This is a genomic window from uncultured Methanobrevibacter sp. (assembly GCF_902774605.1).
In the GTDB taxonomy this organism is placed as follows: Archaea; Methanobacteriota; Methanobacteria; order Methanobacteriales; family Methanobacteriaceae; genus Methanocatella.
The window spans coordinates 24,017-45,936 of record NZ_CACYJE010000008.1; the positions used below are offsets into that span (position 1 = coordinate 24,017).

The window sequence follows — 21,920 nt, forward strand, 5'->3', positions numbered from 1 at the left end:
TACAGTTATTAAAGGAGCCAATACATTGAAAGGATTTATTAAAAAAATTGAAAAAATTAACTTTGGACTAATGTCTCCTGATGATATTCGTGCCATGTCTGTTGTGACTGTTGAAACTCCGGACACCTACGAGGATGATGGTTTCCCTATTGATAAAGGTTTGATGGATCTTCGTTTAGGTGTTATTGACCCAAGTCTTATCTGCAGAACCTGCGGATTTAGAGGCGGAGAGTGCCAAGGGCATTTCGGTAGCATTGAACTTGCAAGGCCTGTTATTCACATCGGTTTTGGTGATGTCATCCATAAGATCTTACGCGCAACCTGTAACGAGTGCGGTCGCATTCTTTTGGACCAGGAAAAAATTGAGGAATACAGGGAAAAGATCACTGAAGCCAAGCAAAACAAGGAAAACATTTCAGATATCCTTAAAAAGTTCATGGACGACATTAAAGGAATTGGCATGAAAGAGGATAAGCAGGAAGATATCGTCAAGAAGGTCATGTCCGAATATTTCCTTAAGGATATTGATGACATGGAGTATGATGAAATCAGAGCCAGCTTAATGGCGATTTCAAGAGAACTTTTCACTGAAGCTTATGTTGCTGAAGGTGAAGGTGTTGAAAGAAAATACCTTGACGCCAAATATCTCTGTCCTCACTGTAAAAAGAATTCCACCATGGAAGACATCGACAGGACTTTTGACAACATTGAGTCCAAAATCGCTGAAAAGGACATTGAGGACATCTTCGACTTCAGGCATTTCGTCACTGCAAGGAATATCGAGTTGAACAAGGAACTCGACAAGATTGTTAGAAGGCTTAAAAAATTATGCACTTTGGAGTCCCCTCTCGCAGATTCTGAAGAGGAATCCGAAGCTGAAAATGAAGAGGATTATTTAAGTTCATTTAACACTTTCAAGAATGACAATATTTCCGGTTACAAATCTCAAATCAGTGACTGCAAGGACCTTAACGATTCCCTTGAAATTTACAGGAAAGCTGTGGCAGAGTTCAATGACAATCTTCTCAAGAAGCTGAACATCTCTAAAAATGACAATAACGAAGCCGAATTTGAGAAATACAATGACTCAATAATCAACGCTAATGTTCTCGGCGATGGAATATTGGACAGTTTAGAGGAGGACAAGGCTAGACAAGTCAACAATGAGACTGTAAATTATGTTAGAACCTATCTCAGGAAACTTGTTCAGGAAGTAATCAGCCTAGACAAACCTGTTACAATCCGTCAAGGCGATTACAAGTTGACCGCTTCAGAAGTGCGTGAAAGACTTGAAAGAATCAGTGATGAGGATTCATACGTACTTGGAATCAACCCTGAAGTGGCAAGGCCTGAATGGCTGGTTTTAACCGTATTGCCTGTACCTCCGGTAACCGTAAGACCTTCCATTACATTGGATACTGGGGAAAGGTCAGAAGACGACTTAACCCACAAATTAGTGGATATCCTGCGTATCAATCAGCGTCTGCTTGAAAACATGGAAGCCGGTGCCCCACAACTGATCGTTGAGGACTTATGGGAATTATTACAATATCACGTTACCACTTACTTTGACAATGAGGCAAGTGGAGTGCCACCTGCAAGACACAGGTCCGGCAGACCGCTTAAAACCTTGACCCAAAGGTTGAAAGGTAAAGAAGGACGTTTCCGTTCCAACCTATCCGGTAAGCGTGTAAACTTCTCCGCACGTACAGTAATCTCACCTGACCCAAACATCTCAATCAACGAGGTCGGTGTGCCTGAAATGATTGCAAAGGAAGTTACCGTGCCGGTTTATGTTAACGAATGGAACATGGATGAAATGATCAAATACATTGAAAACGGTCCTGACATTCACCCTGGCGCAAACTACGTAATCAGAAAAGACGGAAGAAAAATCAGGGTGCGCAATGAGGAAACCAAGGAACTGATCCTTGAACAGCTCGAACCGGGCTTCATCATCGAAAGGCACTTGAAAGATGGTGACATGGTACTGTTCAACCGTCAGCCATCCCTTCACAGAATGAGTATGATGGCACACGAGGTAAGGGTATTGCCTTACAAGACCTTCAGGTTGAACCTTTGCGTATGTCCTCCATACAATGCAGACTTCGATGGGGACGAAATGAACATGCACGTGTTCCAGACCGACGAGTCCCGTGCAGAAGCTAAATCATTGATGCGTGTGCAGGAACACATCCTATCCCCAAGGTTCGGGGGACCAATTATCGGTGCTATTCACGACCACATTAGTGGAGCATACCTTTTAACCCGTGACGGCGTCGAATTCACTGAAGAGCAAGCTTTACAAATCATAAGGAAATCCCACTTGAAACTCCCAACCCTTAAGGGAGGACAATGGGTGCTTAAAGAGGATCCGGATTACCCAGAATCATCCTACATATTCAAGGATGAGGGGGCAATGTGGACCGGTAAGGAACTGTTCTCATTATTATTACCTAATGACTTAAACTTATCATACAGTGCTGAGATTTCCAAATGTCCTGTGGTATACCCTGCAGAAGACGCTACCGTTGTAATCAAGGACGGTATTCTCGTTCAAGGGGTAATTGATGAGTCCGCTTACGGATCATTTTCAGGTAAGATTTTGGATAAGATCGTTAAGGAGTATGGTCCTGGAAGAGCTAAAGAATTCTTAGACCGTTCCACTGACCTTGCAATCTGTGGAATCATGAAGACAGGAATCACCACATCCCTGAACGATGAGGAAATTCCTGAAGAGGCTCAGGACCGTATTAACGAGCACTTGGATAAAAAGATGGCTGAAGTAGATAAACTTGTAGAATCCTACGAGGAAGGATACCTCCAGGCTTTACCGGGCAGAAGTCTCGAAGAGACTTTAGAGATGAAGATCATGCAAGTTCTCGGGGAAGCTAGGGACATGTCCGGTAGCATCGCTGAAAACTACCTTACCATGGGTAAGCAATCAGATGACGACCCATATGACCATGTGATGGCTGTTGAAAACCACTCTGTAGTAATGGCACGTACAGGTGCTAGGGCATCCATGTTGAACCTTACTCAGATTACCGCTTGTGTAGGACAACAGGCGGTTAGGGGTGGACGTATCGAAAGGGGATACCTCAACCGTACATTGCCTCACTTCAAGAAAGGTGAGTTAGGGGCTAAAGCGAAAGGATTTGTGCACTCCAGTTACAAGTCCGGTCTTGACCCAATCGAGTTCTTCTTCCACGCAATGGGAGGAAGGGAAGGTCTTGTAGATACAGCGATCCGTACCGCACAATCCGGTTACATGCAGAGAAGACTCGTAAACGCGCTGCAAGATTTACAAGTTAAACCTTCAGGACTGGTTACTGACAACCAAGGTAATGTTATCCAAACTATGTTTGGTGAAGATGGAGTAGATCCTGCGAAATCCGACTTTGGTAAACCAGCAGATTTAAATAAACTTATCGACGAGATAAGAATGGAAAGTATGGCAGGTAAGTAGGTGTAACTATGGATGATATTGAAATGAAGGTAATGGAAACTATTACTCAACTCAATGAGGAAGAAAACCTCGACATTGATTTTCCAGAAAGTTATATTGATGATTTATCAAAAGCTTATGTCGGCAAAGACTTGAGCGATGATGAATTGAAGGAACTTATCAGGAAACTCAAGCAGGCCTATGACCGAGCTCACGTTGAAGCTGGCGAGGCTGTTGGAACAGTAGCTGCACAATCTGTAGGTGAACCTGGTACACAGATGACCATGCGTACTTTTCACTATGCAGGGGTAACTGAGTTAAACGTAACATTAGGTCTTCCAAGGCTTATTGAAATCGTTGACGCAAGAAAAGACATTGCTACTCCAACAATGGATATTTATTTTGATGAGGAAAGACGTAACGATGAGGAATTTGTTAGAACCTTAGCTAACCAAATCGGTAAGAGTACCATTAACGATATCCTCAAGGACTTCAACTTGAACTATGGTACAATGGAAGTTGAAGCCGTCTTGGATTCTAAAAAGATTGAGGAGAAAAGGCTTGACAGGGAAGAAATCAACGCCGTCATTGAAAAGACTTTCAAGAAATCAATCATCAATGGCGATGAGCTTATCATCTCTTCAGCTAAATCCGATAAGTCAGAATCCAAGTTCGAGATTCGTGAACTTCGTTTGTTAGCGGACAAGGTTCGTGACTTACAGATCAGTGGTATAAAAGGAATAGGTAAAGTTATTATCCGTAAAGATGATAAGGAATGGATTATACACACTGAAGGATCAAACCTTAAGGAAATCCTTGACATGGACGGTATTGATCATGTAAGGACCACTACCAACAACATTCATGAAATCGGTGAAGTTTTAGGTATTGAGGCCGCTCGTCAATCAATCATTAACGAGGCTCAAAACACCCTTTCCGAACAGGGTCTTAGCGTAGACGTAAGACATATCATGTTGGTTGCAGATATCATGACTTCCGAGGGACATGTGAAATCCATCGGTAGACACGGTATCAGTGGTGAAAAATCAAGTGTATTAGCTCGTGCAGCTTTTGAAGAAACTGGTAAACATTTGCTTAACGCAAGTATTCGCGGAGAAGTGGATGATTTAACAGGTATCATCGAAAATATTATTATTGGACAACCAATACCTCTTGGTACCGGTTCAGTCGGTGTCAAAATGGATTATAAAAAAGAATAGGAGGCTAGATGATGGACGTAGATAGAGGAATCAGGGTTGCTGTTGACACTGGTGATGTGACATTAGGCTCTGAAAAATCAATTCAATCTTTAAAATTAGGAAAAGGACAACTTGCAGTTGTTGCTGAAAACGCTCCTAAAGACATTATTGAAGATGTTGAATATTATGCAAATCTTTCCGAAATTCCATTCATCGTATATGATGGAACTAGTGTAGATTTGGGTTCTGTTTGTGGTAAACCTTTCACTGTTGCTACATTAATCGTAAACGATCCAGGAGATTCTACAATATTAGACGATTTGAGGTAGATTTAAGTGTCTATTAAATTTAGTGCAAATGAAATTAGATACATAGCTCTTTTCGAAAATATGACTGGAGCAATGGTAAAAGATTGCATTATCGATGATGAACATGGTAAGGTTACTTTTGTTGTGAAAAACGGGGACATGGGACTCGCTATCGGTAAGGGCGGAAGTTCCGTTTCTAAAGTTCAAAGAGCCGTTGATAAAGGTGTTGAAATCATCGAATTGGATGATGATCCAATACAGTTTATTAAAAATTCTTTATCTCCTGCTAAATTACAATCAGTTAAAATCAGTCAAAAGCAATCTGGCGAGAAAATAGCTATTGTTACAGCAGATAATACCAACAAACGTATTGCTATCGGTAAAAACGGAATCAATATTGAAAGGGCTAAACTATTAGCAGATAGACAACATAATATTGACAATATAATTTTAAAATAGCTTTCGGGCTATTTTATAAATTTTATTTTTTTCATTTGTTTTTTGAAATTTTTCTTTTTTTATTATTTTTGACCCTGAAAATAAATACCTTTATAAAGGTGTATGTATATAAATTATCATAAGATATCTGTACTTTTTTATAACTTGACTATGTGTGCTTTTTGTCAATGTTTTTAATTTCATTTCAAGATATCTTCTTTTAGATAAAGCATTTTATCTAATTAATTATTATTACTGATTGTATCTCAGAATTTAGATTGTACTATTAGTTTATAGTATAAATCGCAGCGGTGGATTCTAAGATATATTTTTAACAAAAAATTCGAGGAATAAATTATGCCAGGACTTTTTGCTGCAAAAAAACTTAAAAAGAATAGACAAAATTTTAAGTGGAAAGATGTAGATTACAAAAGAAGAGCTTTAAGGTTAGACGTTAAGGCTGACCCTCTAGAAGGGGCTCCTCAAGCAAGAGGAATTGTAATCGAAAAAGTAGGGATAGAAGCAAAGCAACCTAACTCTGCTATTCGTAAATGTGTACGTGTTCAATTAATCAAGAACGGTAAACAATTAACTGCTTTCGCACCAGGTGACGGAGCTATCGGATTTATCGATGAACACGATGAAGTGATGATTGAAGGAATCGGAGGACCATCCGGAAGATCCATGGGTGACATTCCTGGGGTCCGTTGGAAAGTTTCCAAAGTTAACAACGTAGCTTTATCAGAAATGGTAAGTGGAAAAATAGAAAAACCTGTAAGATAAGGAGTTATATTTATGAGTAAATTATTCGATAAATGGGATCTCGATGAAGTAAAAGTTGAGGACTTAGGTTTAGTCAAATATATCTGCTTAGACGAGACTTTAGTTCCACATACTTCTGGAAGACACGTAAAAAGACAATTCGCAAAATCTAAAGTATCAATTGTTGAAAGGTTAATGAACAAGATCATGAGAACCCACCTCAACTCAGGTAAGAAAAACAAGGCTTACAATATCGTTAAGGATGCTTTAGAAATCATTAACAAAAGGACTAAAAAGAATCCTGTTCAAGTTTTAGTTACTGCAGTTGAAAACACTGCACCTCGTGAAGAAACCACCCGTATCAAATACGGTGGTATCGGTTACCAAGTGGCAGTTGACATTTCTCCACAAAGAAGGGTTGACTTATCCTTAGGTTTCCTGACCAGAGGTACTTTACAATCTTCATTCAAAAACAGGAAATCTGTTGCTGAATGTTTAGCTGACGAATTAATCCTTGCATCTGAAGAAGATTCAAGAAGTTTCGCTTTACAAAAAGCTGAAGAGAAAGAAAGAGTTGCTAAAGCAGCACACTAATCATATATAATATATTTGTTATTTAGGTGGTTATTTTGAGTAGAAGAGACAAAATGATTGCAAAAATCAAAGAATTGATGTACGAACCTGAACAAATCAGAAACATTGGTATCTGTGCTCACATCGATCACGGTAAAACCACTTTATCCGACAACCTCTTAGCAGGTGCGGGAATGATTTCCGAAGAACTTGCAGGTGACCAAAGATTCTTAGATTTCGACGAACAAGAACAAGCTCGTGGTATTACTATTGATGCAGCTAACGTATCCATGGTACACGATTACAAAGAAAAAGAATACCTGATCAACTTGATCGATACTCCAGGTCACGTTGACTTCGGTGGGGACGTAACTCGTGCAATGAGGGCTGTAGACGGTGCAGTAGTTGTAGTTTGTGCTGTAGAAGGTATCATGCCACAAACCGAAACCGTATTCAGACAAGCATTGAAGGAAAACGTAAAACCAGTTTTATTCATCAACAAGGTTGACAGATTAATCAACGAGTTAAAACTTGAACCAGAAGAGTTACAAAACAGATTCTTAAAAATCTTCATGGAAGCAAACAAGTTAATCAGGAACATGGCTCCTGAAGACAAAAAAGAAGAATGGAAACTCGACTTCACTGACGGTAGTGTAGCATTCGGTTCAGCATACCACAACTGGGCTATCAACGTTCCAACCATGCAAGAAACCGGTATCAACTTCAAAGATATTATTGATTACTGTAACGCTGACAATGAAAAAGAATTAGCACAAAAAGTACCTTTATCCGACGTATTATTAGGTATGGTAGTAGAACACTTGCCTTCCCCTAAAGAAGCTCAGGAATACAGGGTACCTAACATCTGGGACGGAGACATCGACTCCCCAGCAGGTGAATGTATGATCAACACCTCCCCTGACGGACCTTTAGCAGTGATGGTTACCAACGTATCCGTAGACAAGCACGCTGGTGAAATCGCTACCGGTAGGGTATATGGTGGAGCAATCGAAAAAGGTACAGAAGTATACCTCGTAGGATCCCACGGTAAATCCAGGGTACAGCAAGTAGGTGTATACTTCGGTCCTGAAAGGGTTAACACCGACAAGGTTCCTGCAGGTAACATCGTATACGTTGCAGGTGCAAAAGGAGCTATCGCTGGTGAAACCTTATGTGACCCTGAACACAAAATCAAGGAGTTCGAAGGATTAGAACACATTTCAGAACCAGTTGTTACCGTTGCTGTAGAAGCTAAAAATACCAAAGACTTACCAAAACTCATTGAAGTATTAAGACAAACCGGTAAGGAAGACCCTACCGTTAAAATCGATATTAACGAGGAAACCGGTGAACACTTAGTATCCGGTATGGGAGAACTTCACTTAGAAGTTATCGGTTACAGGATCAGTGAAAAAGGTGTGGACATCACCACATCCGAACCTATTGTTGTATACAGGGAAACCGTAAGGCAATTATCTCCACAAGTTGAAGGTAAATCCCCTAACAAACACAACAGATTCTACATCACTGTTGAACCTATCGAACCTTCCCTCTACGATGCAATCGCTGACGGTAAAATCAAAGAAGGCAGAGTCAAAGGTAAAGAAGCAGCTAACGACTTCATGGAAGCTGGACTTGAAAAAGAAGAAGCAAGAAGAGTATGGGCTGTACACAACAGAAGCATATTCCTCAACATGACCCGTGGTATTCAATACTTGGATGAAGTAAAAGAATTGTTACTCGAAGGATTTGAAAACACCCTGAAAAACGGTCCTTTAGGAGAAGAAATCGCCATGGGATTAAAATTCAAACTCCACGATGCAAAACTTCACGAAGACGCAGTTCACAGAGGACCTGCACAAGTATTACCTGCTATCAGGAACGCTATCTTAGGTTCCATGATGCTTGCAGAACCTGCATTACTCGAACCAATGCAAAAAGTAGTTATTGACACTCCAAACGATTACATGGGAGCATGTACCCGTGAAATCCAAAACAGAAGAGGTCAAATTGTCAACATGGGTCAAGAAGGAGACATGGCAAGGATCGAATCCAAAGTGCCTGTAGCTGAAATGTTTGGTTTCGCTGGAGACATCAGGTCCGCAGCTGAAGGTAGATGTTTATGGTCTACTGAAATCGCAGGATTTGAACCACTCCCAAGAGAAATGCAAAATCAAATTGTAAGGGAAATCAGACAAAGGAAAGGCTTATCCGCAGAACCATTCCCTGCAAGCCACTACTTAGGTGATTTATAAAATTAAAATTTAAATTTAAAATTTTTAATTTTTTATTTTTTATTAAAAATTCATGAGAAAAACATTAGCTTTTTATATGTTGAAAAATATATAATAAATTTAAGCTATCTTTAAGCTTATAAAATAATGTTTGTTAATATTACAAAAGAGGTTATATAATGGCAAAAGAAAAAGAACATCTTAACTTAGCATTTATTGGACACGTTGACCACGGAAAATCCACTTTAGTTGGACACTTATTATTAAAAGCTGGTGCAATCGCTGAACAACAATTAGACGAAGGTGAAGACAAATTCAGGTTTGTTATGGACAAATTAGGAGAAGAAAGAGAAAGAGGAGTAACCATCGACTTAGCTCACCAAAAATTCTCCACCAAAAAATACGACTACACTGTTGTAGACTGTCCTGGACACAGAGACTTCGTTAAAAACATGATCACCGGTGCATCCCAAGCTGACGCAGCTGTATTAGTAGTAGCTGCTAACGACGGTGTAATGCCTCAAACCAAAGAACACATGTTCTTATCCATGACTTTAGGTATTAAACAATTAATCATTGCAGTTAACAAAATGGATATGGAAAACTACAGTGAAGACAGATTCAACGAAGTAAAAGAAGAAGTTGGTACCTTACTCAAATCCATCGGTAGAAACCCTGCTGACGTACCATTCATCCCAATGTCTGCATTCGAAGGGGACAACATTAAAGAGAAAAGTGAAAACATGCCTTGGTACAAAGGTGACGCACTTATCACTGAATTAGACAAATTAACCCCACCTGAAAAACCTGTAGACTTACCATTAAGGATTCCTATCCAAGACGTTTACTCCATTACTGGTGTAGGAACTGTACCTGTTGGAAGAGTTGAAACCGGTATCATGAAAAAAGGTGAAAACGTTATCTTCGAACCTGCTGGAGCTTCCGGAGAAGTTAAATCCATCGAAATGCACCACGAAGTATTTGAAACCGCTGAACCTGGTGACAACATCGGATTCAACGTAAGAGGTGTAGGTAAAAACGATATCAGAAGAGGTGACGTAGCTGGACACGTTTCAGACGCTCCTACTGTTGCTAAAGAATTCACCGCACAAGTTGTTGTATTACAACACCCTGGTGTAATCACCGTTGGATACACTCCTGTATTCCACTGTCACACTTCCCAAACTGCATGTACTTTCTTAGAATTAACTTCTAAATTAGACCCTGCAACTGGTCAACCTCAAGAAGGAACCCCTGACTTCCTCAAAACTGGTGACGCAGCTATCGTACAAATCAAACCTACCAAACCAATGGTTATGGAAGAAGCTCAAAAGATTCCTCCTATGGGTAGATTCGCTATCAGGGATATGGGTCAAACCGTTGCTGCAGGATTATGTCTTAAAGTTACCTCAGCAAAATAAGTTTGTAAACAATAATTAGAAAGTAATATTTCTTACTTTCTTTCTTTTTGTTTTTGGAGGTTAATAAATGAATCAAGCAAGAATTAAACTTACTGGAACTGACCCAGAAAAATTAGCATACGTATGCGATCAACTCAAGAAAATCGCTGAAAGAACTGGTGTTGACTTATCTGGTCCTATTCCATTACCTACTAAAAAGTTAGTAGTGCCAACAAGAAAATCCCCAGATGGAGAAGGTAAAGCTTCTTGGGAAAAATGGGAACTTAGGATTCACAAACGTTTAATCGGCATTGGCGCTGACGAACGTGCAATGAGACAAGTCATGAAAGTTAATGTTCCTGATAATGTAAGTATTGAAATTGAACTTAAAGGATAAATATTTAGAATCCTTCTAAATATTCCTTTTCACATGCCGAGATAGTCTAGTCTGGTAAGGCGCAGGACTTGAAATCCTGTGAGGTTTCCCTCGCCTGGGTTCAAATCCCAGTCTCGGCGTTCAATATCTTTAAAAAAAGTTTTTCAGTTTAATATCTAATTCCTCAAGATTGGACACTATGTCGTTTTCATCCAATCCGTCTATTTTTGGCCTTTGAATCATCACGATTGCAACATTCTTCTCGTTTGCAGCCTGGATCTTTTCAATCACGCCTCCGACTTCTCCGCTTTCCTTGGTTATCATCACGCCTGCATCATATTTTTCTATCAGCTCAAGATTCTCTTCAAGGCTTGCGGCACCGGTCATGGGTATTATGTGTGACGGGTCGACTCCCAGCCTTTCGCATTTTTCTATGGAGCTTTCCACCTTAAGGATTCTAGGGTAGAACCTCTCCACCGCAACGTGGTTGAGGATGTCCTCCATGGTGTTCGCTCCTGCAAAGTGCAGGACATTTCCTTCACTGAAATCATCAGCAATCATTTTTCCCGCATCGTCAAATGAATCTGCATAGTGGATGTTTGATGTGTCGACGCCTTCAAGGTTTGTGCTGGGTCTTTCGAAGCGGATGTATGGTAAGTCCAGTTCCCTGGATATGCTTGAGCTGGTCTGTGTTATGTGTGACGCGAACGGGTGGGTTGCGTCAATCAGCAGGTCATAATTCTCATTGATGATTATTTCCTTTATCTCCTCTTTCGGAAGGGGTCTTGCTATTGTCTCGTCGCTTCCGCCTTCCTGTGCGAGCTTTGCACCGTACTCGGTGGTGGTGGTTGTCAGGATGTGGCAGTCGAGCGTTTCTTTTAGGTGCTGTATGATGTTTATGGAATCCTTGGTTCCCCCAAGCAATATTATCTTCATTTTATTGCCTTCCTCATTAGTTTTTCCGCTATGATTATGGTGAATGCAACGATTACAATAATCGCCCAGTCAACTAGATTGATCGGTGCTGTTCTGAATATGACCTGCAGCTGTGGAATGTATATGATCAGCAGCTGAAGCAGGAATGAAAGTGCAATTGCAATGTAGAGGTACTTGCTTGAGCTTTCAGAATCCGCCTTCCTGTTGTAAGCGTTGAATAGTTGATACATTACAAAGAGTGTGAATGCCACAGTCATTGCCTTTCTCTCGCCTGTGACGCCCAGCTCGTACCAGAACACGATTATTGTTCCGATGGCCATCACGATGCCTGTCAGGAGTATTTCAAGCAGTGTTTTTCTTGTAAGGATGTCTCCGGTTTCAGGCGGCCTTTCCATTACGTCCCTTTCGGCGCCCTCTATTCCCAGGGTCTGTGCAGGCGGACCGTCCATCACGATGTTCAGCCATAATAGCTGGACAGGGTTGAACGGCAGCGGCAGTGCCAGGAGTGATGTTCCGACTATTGTCAGTATGGCTCCCACGTTGGTTGATACCTGGAATTTGACGAATCTCTTGATGTTGTCATAGATTTTACGCCCTTCCCTCACTGCCTTGACGATTGTTGCAAAGTCATTGTTCTGCAGGATCATGTCGGCTGATTCCTTTGCAACGTCTGTTCCGTCGCCCATTGCAACGCCGATGGATGCCTTTTTAAGTGCCGGTGCATCATTGACTCCGTCACCGGTCATTGCAACGATGTTATTGGAGTTCTTCAATGCTTCAACAATCATCATTTTCTGTGTTGGCTTGACCCTTGCATAGACCTGGATTTCATCGGCGATTTCATAGTATTCCTCCAGGCTCATTTTTTCAAGCTCGTCGCCGGTGATTTCCCTTCCGGTTGTGAGTATTCCAAGTTGCCTTGCAATTGCGCAGGCCGTTTTCTCATGGTCTCCGGTTATCATCTTGACCTTGATGCCTGCCTTTATGCAGTCCTCCACTGCCTTTTTGGCATCCTTTTTAGGAGGGTCTATCAATCCGAGTAGTCCTGTGAATGTGAGGTTTTCCTCAGCTTCCTGTCCGTCCTCGAGCTTGTATGCAAATCCGATTACCCTCAATGCATTCCCGCTCATTTCGTCAATTTTTTTAATTATGATTTCCTTTGTTTCAGCGTTAAGGATTTCAATACTTCCATCATAATCTACATATTTGCACTTGTCTAGAATTATTTCTGGAGCACCTTTTGTCAAGATGAGATTCTTTTCACTGTTTAGGCTATGTATAGTAGTCATCATTTTACGATTGCTGTCAAGTGGAATTTCATCAACACGCTCAAGGTCGATATCAGCATCCTTGCAGTATTTAAGGATGGCTCCGTCGGTCTGATCACCGATAACCTCTCCGTCACGGATAACGGCATTGTTGCATAATTTTCCGATTTCCAATGTGGTTTTTTCATTGGTGAAGTAGCTGTCAACCACTGTCATCCTGTTTTCGGTCAGTGTACCTGTCTTGTCACTGCAGATAATTGTGCATGACCCGAGGGTTTCAACGGACAGTAATTTGCGCACGATGGCGTCGGATTTGGCCATCTGTGACATTCCAAGAGCCAGTGTCAATGTCAGCACGGCAGGCAATCCTTCAGGTATCGCCGCAACAGCCAGTGAAACGGCTGTCATGAATGTTTCAACAAGAGGGATTCCCTTCAGTATTTCCATGATGAAAATCGCTATACATACGATGATTGCAATGATTGACAGGGTCTTTCCGAGATTTCCCACTTTTGTCTTGAGGGGAGTGTCCTCATCATCCTCCTGGACAATCTGGGCGATTTGCCCTATTTCGGTTTTCATCCCAATGCTTTCAACGACTCCGACGGCGTTTCCGGAAAGTATGTTGGAATCCATGTACACAATGTCATCCGCCTCCTTTCTTATCGCTTCGGACTCTCCGGTAAGTGATGACTCGTCACAGCTCAAGTCATTGACGTCAATTAGCCTAACGTCTGCAGGCACCTTGCCTCCCTCGTCAAGAATGACAATGTCTCCAACCGTCAATTCCTCCGCGTTGATTTCCTGGACTTCCCCATCCCTTTTGACGATGGCTGTCTTCACTATGAGGTTTTTAAGACTGTCCATTGCCTTCTGGGAGCGGTACTCCTGAATGAATCCCATGATGACGTTGAGCAAAACCGCCAGGACAATGACTCCGGCATCGATAACGTCTCCAATGGCAAATGCGGCAACTGCTGCAATCAGTAGCAGTCCGATCAGGATGTCGACAAATTGCGAAAAGAATAACACGATCAATGGGGTTGGCTTTTTCTCATCCAGCTTGTTCAAGCCATATTTTCCTTGTCTTTCAATAACTTCCGATTTTGTTAATCCAGGATTGTTCATCATTATCACTTTAAAATATAGAAACTTGCTCGATTATGATTTTTTAATTTCATTTTGACCCTGCCGGTATTTAAATCTTCGTTGGTCAAGGGTTTGATGATTAGCTGGGCACCGATTTTCACGGCAAGGCGGACCAGGTGGGGCTGCAGTTCGCTTGGGGGCCTGATTGAATATATTATGTCGGTGCCCTCATACAATTTCATGTTTGGGTTGGTGATGTCGTCCCGAATCACTGTGGAGTCCTTCGGCAGGATGTCCGTCTTGATTAGTGTAATGTTTTTTCTGCATGATAGTTTTCGAGCAATCTGGTCAAATTTCCCGATGCCCACTTCGGCAATCTTGACCTTTTCATCTCCAGCGGTCTCCATAATGTAGTCTGCAAAGTCGTCCCACATAATATTTCTCCTCAAATTTATTATTGTAATTGGAATTATTAAATATTTAGTTTGATTTTTAGAATAGATTTAAATAATTTGTTTTTTAAACTTTATCTTAGTATGATTGTCAGGAAATTCAAACCCACAGATTTAAAAAGAGTTTTTGAAATCGAGAACATGTCCTTCAATCAATCCTATGGAATAAATATGTTCCAGAAGCTGTACGAGATGGGTGTTGGCTTTCTTGTGGCCGAAGAGGACGGATACGTTATCGGCTATGTCATCTTTTGGATCAAGTATGAAAATCAGGGCCACATTATATCAATCGCAGTTGACAAGAACCATCGCAGAAGCAAGGCAGGCACCGAGCTTCTCATAAGGGCCATCTCAATACTGTCAATGCTCAAGATCGATGCAATCTATCTGGAAGTCAACGAGAACAACACTGGGGCAATCGAGTTTTACAAGACATTCAACTTTAAGGTGGACCGCACGGTTCCGGGGTATTACGAGAATGGTGACGGGGCCAAGATAATGTATCTACCTTTGAAGAGAGGTAAGGTTGCCTGACATCATTTGCCTGTACTGTGTTAAGGCATCGGCAGGTATGTTTCCTGTCAGGAAGAGTATTGCTATCAGTATGATGTAAAATGCGAAAATCGCCAATTGGATGTGTCCATGCTTTCTTGCAACTGGATCCTTTCGTGTTGATAAATAGATTGCAATGATCAGTCCTATGATTCCGCCCAGAATGGAGAATACGTAACCGAATATGATCAGCCATCTGCTTGTTCTGTTGGCACGGTATTCCTGCGCCTCTTTGACGACTTCCTTTTTAATGACAATGGGGTTCAGGGCAGTGTGGTCTCCCTCGAACTGGCTTTTGAAAACCAGTGGTGTGCCGCATTTCACGCAATAATCCGCTTCATCGGGATTCGGGTACCCGCATAATGGGCATGCGTTTTCGCCTTCGGGAATTTTCGGAAACTCATGTCCGCACTTTATACAAAAACCATACATATCATCTGTTGCCGTACCGCATTGAGGACATCTTCTAATCATACTATCACTTACTTAATTAATTAAATGATGATTATTAATAAATGTTTGTTTTATATGTAATCATTTTTTTTCCTCGATAATTATATTACATAATTTGAACTAATGATAATATAATGATTGAAAAAATAGAAATCACTCAACGGTTCAATTTCAAGCGATTAAATCGCCATTATGAATGTTTCACAATCGATTTGGTTAACCGGAATGCATACTATAAAATCTCCGAGAGGGGAAGCGGAGATAAATATGTTAAGGAGAATCCTCTGTGCAATGATGCATGGGTGGATATACTGGTTGACCTTAGAAAAAAGATGACCAGCGAGATTCATCACCTGAACGATTCGCAAATCGACAGGTTCCGTCATGATTTCGAGCAATTGGAACTGTTCAGGGATTTTGAATCGGAGGAGTTTTCCTATTTTGAAAAAATTGAGCTTGTCTACTCATGCAACGTGATAATCTACTCCATGGACAACTATGAGGAGTACAGCTTCAAGAACAATTATCCCGATGGCTGGATCAGGTTCGGGGAGATTTTAATGGACCTGTTCAACTTCGATGTTCTCCACTTGAACTATCAAAGGCAGCTTGCAACCCCCTTGTACTATGACATTCGCGAAGACGGAGTCTACATGGGTGATAGGTTGGACATTAAAAGCATCGAGTTCGGCCATTACCAGACTTACCCCTATGAGCTTCCAAATCCACGTCTGATTGTTGACTTTGAGAAAAGCACCATCAACGGCTACATTGAAAAGGAGTTGACCATGCAGGACAGGGAGCTGATTCTGGGATTGTTGGAGAGGTACCATGTCTACAAGTGGATTTTCGACGAGTACCACAATAAGTCAAATGCCCGTGACCCTGATGACTTGGAGGGCTATGACTGGTATCTTGAGATTGTTTTTGAAAATGACGTCATATGGCACATCTTTGGCTACAATGACTATCCTGACACATATGTTCATCTGGCCCGTGAAATAATGGATGTCACTGGGATGGACCTGCTTGAGGTTAACACCATTGCCGATGGTGATGTTGAACTCTTCGAGAAGTACGGCGGATTGAAGCTAGCTGATTAGCTCGACATATTCGTCAATCAGGTTGAACAGTTCCTCTTTCGTATTCATTTTGAATAGTTTTGGTTTTATTTCAACGCTGCGGTACTGTCCCTTCAGATAGTAGGCGGCATGGGTTCTCATCTTATGCATCGCCACCTTTTCAGGCTTGACTTCGCTTAAAAGTTCAGCATGCCTTTTTATCATTTCCAGTTTCTCTTCAAGGCTGATTCTTTCAGGCTCGATGCCGTCATCCAAATACTCGATGCACTGCTTGATGAGCCATGGGTTTCCAAGGACTCCTCGGCCCACCATTATCGCGTCGCAGCCTGTCTCATCAATCATCCTCTTGCCGTCATGGCATGTGAAAATGTCCCCGTTTCCAATCACTGGTATGGATAATGTGTCCTTGACATCCTTGATTATTGACCAGTCCGCCTTGACGCCGTACCTGTCCTCCCGTGTGCGGGGATGGACTGTTATTGCAGATGCCCCGCAGTCTTCAACGATTTTCGCTATCTCCAATGCGTTGATGCAGCGATTGTCCCATCCGCTGCGGATCTTGACTGTGACCGGAAGGTCGACCGTGTCGACCACAGCACTTACAATGTCCCTTACCTTGTCGGGGTGTTTGAGAAGTGCGCTTCCTGCATTTGCCTTGACTGCAACCTTTGTCACCGGGCAGCCCATGTTGATGTCGATGATGTCGGGCTGCATGTTCTCTTCAATGTATTTTGAGGCTATCTTGAAGGATTCAACCCCTGAACCGAATATCTGCTGGGAAATTGGCCTTTCTTCAGGTGTCATGTAGAGCATCTCCTTTGTTTTCCAGTTGTCATACATCAATGCCTTGTCCGACACCATCTCGGTGGACAATAGTCCGCAGCCCATCTCCTTGGCAATTCTTCTGAATGCCGAATCGGTTATTCCGGCCATTGGCGCTAGGACCACCTGATTGTCTATCCTGACATTTCCAATTTTCCATTTCATAGTGTCACTTTAAATTATGCTGAATTTTCGTGTTTTTTTCATTACTTATTTATATTTGTAATTATATAATTATATCTATTATATTAATTTAATTATTATTGGGATAACATGGCTAGCGTATCATCAAAAGAATTATATGAATTTAAAAAGACATTAAAAGAATTGGCTAATAAGAGAGGCAGAGGTACCGAGCTTGTTTCCGTTTACATTCCACCAACCAAGCAATTGAGTGATGTTGGTAAGCACATGCGTGATGAAATGGGTCAGAGTGCTAACATCAAAAGTAAACAAACAAGGAAAAACGTGCAATCTGCTATTGCGGTTATTTTAGAAAGCATCAAGTTATACAGGCAGCCTCCTGAAAACGGTCTCGTGCTTTTTGTGGGCATGATTCCTAAAGGCGGTCCAGGCACAGAGAAGATGGAGAAATACATATTGGAGCCTCCGGAACCTGTTCAGACATACTGGTACAAGTGCAACAACGAGTTTTTCGTAGAGCCGTTGGAGTACATGATTGAGGAGCATGACGTTTACGGAGTTGCGGTCATCGACAGAAACGAGGCCACCTACGGTACCTTGAAAGGCAAGAGGGAAAACATTCTTGGCCACTTGACAAGCGGCGTTCCGGGCAAGCATAAGGCTGGGGGTCAGTCCCAGAGAAGGTTTGACCGTGTAATCGAGGACCTTGCTCACCAGTTCCTGAAGCGTATCGGGGATCACATGAACGAGGCTTACCTTCCTTTGAAGGATGACCTTAAGGGAATCATTCTGGGGGGACCTGGTTTCACCAAGAAGGATTTCTACGACGGCGACTATCTCCAGTATGAGCTGAAGGATAAGGTCATCTCCATTGTGGACACTTCATACACCGGTGAGGAGGGCATCCGTGAGGTCATCACCAAGTCCGCTGATGATTTGGAAAACCTTGACGTTATGCATGAGAAAAAGCTTGTCCAAAGGTTCATCAAGGAACTGATCAAGACCAAGGGGCTTGCTTCCTATGGTGAGGATGAGGTTAGGAGAAACTTGACCATGGGTGCGGTTGATGTGTTGCTTTTGTCTGAGGACTTGGGCAGCATGCGCAAGAAGTTCACATGTTCCGGTTGCGGCAATGAGGAGTTCATAACCGTCAAGTCACAGGCTGAGGCGGATAATCTTCACAAGAAATGTCCTAATTGTGGTGAGAACTTAAAAGAATCTGGATCTGTTGATTTGGATGATGAATTTGTTGAATTGGCTGAAGAGATGAACACTGATGTTGAGTTCATTTCCACTGAAACTGAAGAGGGCATGCAGATTTTCAGGGCGTTCGGTGGTATTGCAGCGATTCTCAGGTATTATGTTGATTACTAGTTGTAGCATTTTGGAGACTTGTCCAAGTGTGTTATGACTTTACTTTTTCTTTTCTCTTTTTTTGTATAGAACTTGCTTAATCCCTCTTCCTGTCTTATCTGGTTTATGAGGTTGAAGAATGTGTGTTTTGGAACTTCCTTTTCCTTGTTGAGCTCCACGTATAGTGAGTGCATGGACCTGTTTTTGTTTAGGTAGTTTTCCTTCAGGCTTTCGTATTGATTTTTGCTTATCATTTTTATCACTTTGTCTATTAAAATTTAATTTTTACTGTATTTTCAATATTATTTTATTGATTATAGTATATAAAGGAATATGCTTTTTAAAATTGTATATTATTTTGTTTAAAATTTTTTTTGTATTTGTTGTTTTTGTTCGGATTTTGATGGGGTAACCTTGTGATATTAGAACATTTTATTTTTGGTTGTCCTCGGAAACTTTTGGGTGGAAGATGCTTTCCGACATTTGTTTATGATTTGATAATTTTTATTGTTAATTGTAGACAAATTTTAAAAAACATTTAAAAATATGATAAATAGTTATGATTTTTTTTATAATATGTATAATATTTTTCTTAATTTTTATGAATAATATTGATTAATTTTTACTAAAAATTGAATAATATTTAAATATGAGAAGATGCAAATAATTAACTATATTGTTAAAAAATTTAATGATATAAAATTCAAATTTTCGATTTGGAGGAATAATTTTGTCATACGTAGATGAAGTAATTGAAACTATAATAGAACAAAACCCTTCAGAACCAGAATTCCACCAAGCAGTACGCGAAGTATTGGAATCCCTTAGGGTTGTAATTGAAGAAAACGAAGAAGAATACAGGAAAAACGCTCTTCTTGAAAGATTAGTAAACCCAGAAAGACAATTAAAATTCCGTGTTCCATGGGTAGATGACGAAGGTCAAGTGCAAGTGAACACAGGTTACAGAGTACAGTTCAACTCAGCAATTGGACCATATAAAGGCGGATTACGTTTCCACCCATCAGTAAACGTCGGAATCATCAAATTCTTAGGTTTCGAACAAATCTTCAAAAACTCCTTAACCGGCCTTCCAATCGGAGGAGGTAAAGGTGGATCTGACTTCGATCCAAAAGGAAAATCAGACAGAGAAATCATGGCATTCTGTCAAAGCTTCATGACCGAATTATGCAAATACATCGGTGCAGACACAGATGTTCCAGCAGGAGATATCGGTGTAGGTGGCCGAGAAATCGGATTCTTATTCGGACAATACAAAAGAATCAGAGGATTATACGAAGGAGTGTTAACTGGTAAAGGATTAAGTTTCGGAGGATCTCTTGCAAGAACCGAAGCAACCGGTTACGGATTATTATACTTCACAAACGCAATGCTTAAAGCAAATGACATTGATATTGCAGGAAAAACCATCCTCGTTTCAGGTGCAGGTAACGTGGCAATATATGCTATCGAAAAAGCACAACAATTAGGTGGTAAACCTGTAACATGTTCCGATTCCACCGGTTGGATCTACGACCCAGAAGGAATCGACGTAGAATTACTCAAAGAAGTAAAAGAAGTAAGACGTGAAAGATTAACCGCTTACGCAGAAGCAAGACCATCCGCTGAATACCACGAAGGAAAAGGCGTATGGACAGTTAAAGCTGACATTGCCCTACCATGCGCAACCCAAAACGAATTGCAATTAGAAGACGCTAAAAACTTAGTTGCAAACGGAATTGTTGCAGTAGCAGAAGGAGCAAACATGCCAACCACAATCGAAGCAACCGAATACCTACAAGAAAATGGAGTATTATTCGCACCAGGTAAAGCTTCCAACGCAGGTGGAGTGGCAACTTCAGCACTTGAAATGTCACAAAACTCAGAAAGATTATCATGGTCCTTCGAAGAAGTTGACGGCAAACTTCAAAACATCATGGAAACCATCTTCGCTAACGTTTCCGCAGCAGCTGCTGAATACGACATGGACAAAAACTATGTTGCAGGAGCAAACATTGCAGGATTCAAGAAAGTGGTTGACGCAATGAACGCACAAGGAATCGTATAGATTTCTTTGTTTATTTTTTCTTTTTTCATTGTCAAAACAAAATATTTAAATATGATTAAGTACAAATAACTATTTTTATATAATAATCAATGGGTCCGTAGCTCAGTCTGGCAGAGCGCTTGGCTCTTAACCTTGAGGTCGCGGGTTCAATTCCCGTCGGTCCCATTTTCTTACTATTTTTATAATCTCAAAGATGACTTATAATAACATGATATTTAATTTTATGGTTTCATTTTCTTGAAAACTCTTATTCAAAGAAAATAAGTTAAAAATAAGGTTGGATAATAATTTAAACAACCATATAGTAAAATTTAAAGATTTTTGCTTGTTGCACAAAAAGAAAATGGTTAATGCTCTTATCAAAACCTCATATTTTCAAGTTGAGGTTGTCTCATGTTTTTAGAACAATTACTGTTTAGATTTCATTGTTTATTCTTTTTTTTTACTCATTAACGAATTTCTCTAAAGAGTCGCCTTTAAAATGGAACAGTTCCCACTCCTTCATCTCGGCACCTATTTTCAGGTAAAAATCAATGCTCGGCTTGTTCCAGGACAGGCAGGTCCACTCCATTCTCCCGTAACCTCTTTCAATGACAATGTTTCCAAGTTCTTTTAAAAGCGCCTTTCCATAACCGTTTCCGCGATGCTCGGGTTCGATGAAGAGATCCTCCAGGTGCATGTTCACGTTCCCGATATAAGTTGAAAAGCTTAAAAAGTACAATGCAAAGCCAATGACTTCATCATTTAAATAGGTGAATATCACTTCAGCCTGTTTTTCATCAAAGACCCATTTTTCAATATCATTTTCAGTTGCAATGACCTCGTCAAGGCGATGTTCGTAATCGGCGAGTTTCTTGATGTATTCCAGGATTAACGGAGAGTCGGTTCTTTCAGCTATCTTGAATGTTAAGTCTTTCATGGGATTATTTATGCTTTTTGATTGTAATATGTTTAATTGTATTTTTC

At 40.9% G+C, this 21,920-nt stretch carries 20 protein-coding genes and 2 tRNA genes; 15 read left to right on the plus strand and 7 right to left on the minus strand.

Annotated elements, in window-relative coordinates; genetic code table 11:
* The first annotated feature begins 94 nt into the window (after window positions 1-94).
* From QZU77_RS03200 to QZU77_RS03245, 10 genes are all read left to right on the plus strand, one after another.
* Complete coding sequence (locus QZU77_RS03200; RefSeq protein WP_394350521.1) at window positions 95-3,469, plus strand: DNA-directed RNA polymerase subunit A'; 3,375 nt, start codon at window positions 95-97, stop codon at window positions 3,467-3,469.
* 23 nt (window positions 3,470-3,492) lie between these two features.
* Entirely contained in the window at window positions 3,493-4,668 is a 1,176-nt protein-coding gene (gene rpoA2 / locus QZU77_RS03205; protein ID WP_295600016.1) for a DNA-directed RNA polymerase subunit A'', read from the plus strand.
* 8 nt (window positions 4,669-4,676) lie between these two features.
* Window positions 4,677-4,976: a 50S ribosomal protein L30e gene (locus tag QZU77_RS03210; protein ID WP_295599920.1), complete on the plus strand. Its 300-nt coding sequence runs from the start codon at window positions 4,677-4,679 to the stop codon at window positions 4,974-4,976.
* A gap of 6 nt (window positions 4,977-4,982) precedes the next feature.
* On the plus strand, window positions 4,983-5,414 hold the full coding sequence (locus QZU77_RS03215; RefSeq protein WP_295599923.1) for a NusA-like transcription termination signal-binding factor: 432 nt from the start codon (window positions 4,983-4,985) through the stop codon (window positions 5,412-5,414).
* Between the two features lie 336 nt (window positions 5,415-5,750).
* Window positions 5,751-6,176, plus strand: a complete 426-nt coding sequence (locus QZU77_RS03220; RefSeq protein ID WP_067044341.1) for a 30S ribosomal protein S12 — start codon at window positions 5,751-5,753, stop codon at window positions 6,174-6,176.
* Window positions 6,177-6,188: 12 nt separating this feature from the next.
* Window positions 6,189-6,749, plus strand: coding sequence for a 30S ribosomal protein S7 (locus QZU77_RS03225; protein ID WP_116592275.1), 561 nt, complete (start codon window positions 6,189-6,191; stop codon window positions 6,747-6,749).
* Between the two features lie 35 nt (window positions 6,750-6,784).
* Complete coding sequence (locus tag QZU77_RS03230) at window positions 6,785-8,983, plus strand: elongation factor EF-2 (RefSeq protein ID WP_295599929.1); 2,199 nt, start codon at window positions 6,785-6,787, stop codon at window positions 8,981-8,983.
* A gap of 158 nt (window positions 8,984-9,141) precedes the next feature.
* A complete protein-coding gene (gene tuf, locus QZU77_RS03235; RefSeq protein ID WP_295599932.1) occupies window positions 9,142-10,383 on the plus strand; it encodes a translation elongation factor EF-1 subunit alpha in 1,242 nt (413 codons plus the stop codon).
* A 67-nt stretch (window positions 10,384-10,450) separates the two neighbouring features.
* A complete protein-coding gene (gene rpsJ, locus QZU77_RS03240) occupies window positions 10,451-10,759 on the plus strand; it encodes a 30S ribosomal protein S10 (RefSeq protein WP_042691424.1) in 309 nt (102 codons plus the stop codon).
* Between the two features lie 35 nt (window positions 10,760-10,794).
* Window positions 10,795-10,878, plus strand: a tRNA-Ser gene (locus tag QZU77_RS03245).
* Window positions 10,879-10,888: 10 nt separating this feature from the next.
* On the opposite strand, the gene cobK is transcribed toward QZU77_RS03245, so the two are convergent.
* Genes cobK through QZU77_RS03260 form a run of 3 tightly spaced genes read right to left on the minus strand, consistent with a single transcriptional unit; the run spans window position 10,889 to window position 14,465 of the window.
* Window positions 10,889-11,674: a precorrin-6A reductase gene (cobK, locus tag QZU77_RS03250; protein WP_295599936.1), complete on the minus strand. Its 786-nt coding sequence runs from the start codon at window positions 11,672-11,674 to the stop codon at window positions 10,889-10,891.
* Window positions 11,671-14,070: a calcium-translocating P-type ATPase, PMCA-type gene (locus QZU77_RS03255; protein ID WP_295599939.1), complete on the minus strand. Its 2,400-nt coding sequence runs from the start codon at window positions 14,068-14,070 to the stop codon at window positions 11,671-11,673. Before QZU77_RS03255 ends, cobK begins: the two co-directional genes overlap by 4 nt.
* A 5-nt stretch (window positions 14,071-14,075) precedes the next feature.
* Complete coding sequence (locus tag QZU77_RS03260; protein ID WP_295599942.1) at window positions 14,076-14,465, minus strand: UPF0146 family protein; 390 nt, start codon at window positions 14,463-14,465, stop codon at window positions 14,076-14,078.
* Between the two features lie 102 nt (window positions 14,466-14,567).
* On the opposite strand from QZU77_RS03260, the gene QZU77_RS03265 reads away from it, so the two are divergent.
* On the plus strand, window positions 14,568-15,017 hold the full coding sequence (locus QZU77_RS03265) for a GNAT family N-acetyltransferase (RefSeq protein WP_295599945.1): 450 nt from the start codon (window positions 14,568-14,570) through the stop codon (window positions 15,015-15,017).
* On the opposite strand, the gene QZU77_RS03270 is transcribed toward QZU77_RS03265, so the two are convergent.
* On the minus strand, window positions 14,988-15,509 hold the full coding sequence (locus tag QZU77_RS03270) for a zinc ribbon domain-containing protein (RefSeq protein WP_295599948.1): 522 nt from the start codon (window positions 15,507-15,509) through the stop codon (window positions 14,988-14,990). The genes QZU77_RS03265 and QZU77_RS03270 overlap by 30 nt on opposite strands.
* A 113-nt stretch (window positions 15,510-15,622) precedes the next feature.
* Between QZU77_RS03270 and QZU77_RS03275 the strand changes: the two genes are divergently transcribed.
* Entirely contained in the window at window positions 15,623-16,591 is a 969-nt protein-coding gene (locus tag QZU77_RS03275; RefSeq protein ID WP_295599951.1) for a hypothetical protein, read from the plus strand.
* Here QZU77_RS03275 and dusB read toward each other — a convergent pair.
* Window positions 16,580-17,557 (minus strand): tRNA dihydrouridine synthase DusB, encoded by a 978-nt coding sequence (gene dusB / locus QZU77_RS03280; protein WP_295599954.1) that lies wholly within the window; start codon window positions 17,555-17,557, stop codon window positions 16,580-16,582. The two genes, QZU77_RS03275 and dusB, sit on opposite strands and share 12 nt — an antisense overlap.
* 108 nt (window positions 17,558-17,665) lie before the next feature.
* On the opposite strand from dusB, the gene prf1 reads away from it, so the two are divergent.
* Window positions 17,666-18,910 (plus strand): peptide chain release factor aRF-1, encoded by a 1,245-nt coding sequence (prf1, locus tag QZU77_RS03285; RefSeq protein ID WP_295599957.1) that lies wholly within the window; start codon window positions 17,666-17,668, stop codon window positions 18,908-18,910.
* On the opposite strand, the gene QZU77_RS03290 is transcribed toward prf1, so the two are convergent.
* Window positions 18,907-19,143, minus strand: coding sequence for a hypothetical protein (locus tag QZU77_RS03290; RefSeq protein WP_295599960.1), 237 nt, complete (start codon window positions 19,141-19,143; stop codon window positions 18,907-18,909). The genes prf1 and QZU77_RS03290 overlap by 4 nt on opposite strands.
* Before the next feature lie 476 nt (window positions 19,144-19,619).
* On the opposite strand from QZU77_RS03290, the gene gdhA reads away from it, so the two are divergent.
* A complete protein-coding gene (gene gdhA / locus QZU77_RS03295) occupies window positions 19,620-20,954 on the plus strand; it encodes an NADP-specific glutamate dehydrogenase (RefSeq protein ID WP_295599963.1) in 1,335 nt (444 codons plus the stop codon).
* Window positions 20,955-21,045: 91 nt separating this feature from the next.
* Window positions 21,046-21,119 (plus strand) — tRNA-Lys (locus QZU77_RS03300).
* A gap of 277 nt (window positions 21,120-21,396) precedes the next feature.
* Here QZU77_RS03300 and QZU77_RS03305 read toward each other — a convergent pair.
* Entirely contained in the window at window positions 21,397-21,873 is a 477-nt protein-coding gene (locus QZU77_RS03305) for a GNAT family N-acetyltransferase (protein WP_295599966.1), read from the minus strand.
* Window positions 21,874-21,920 lie beyond the last annotated feature (47 nt).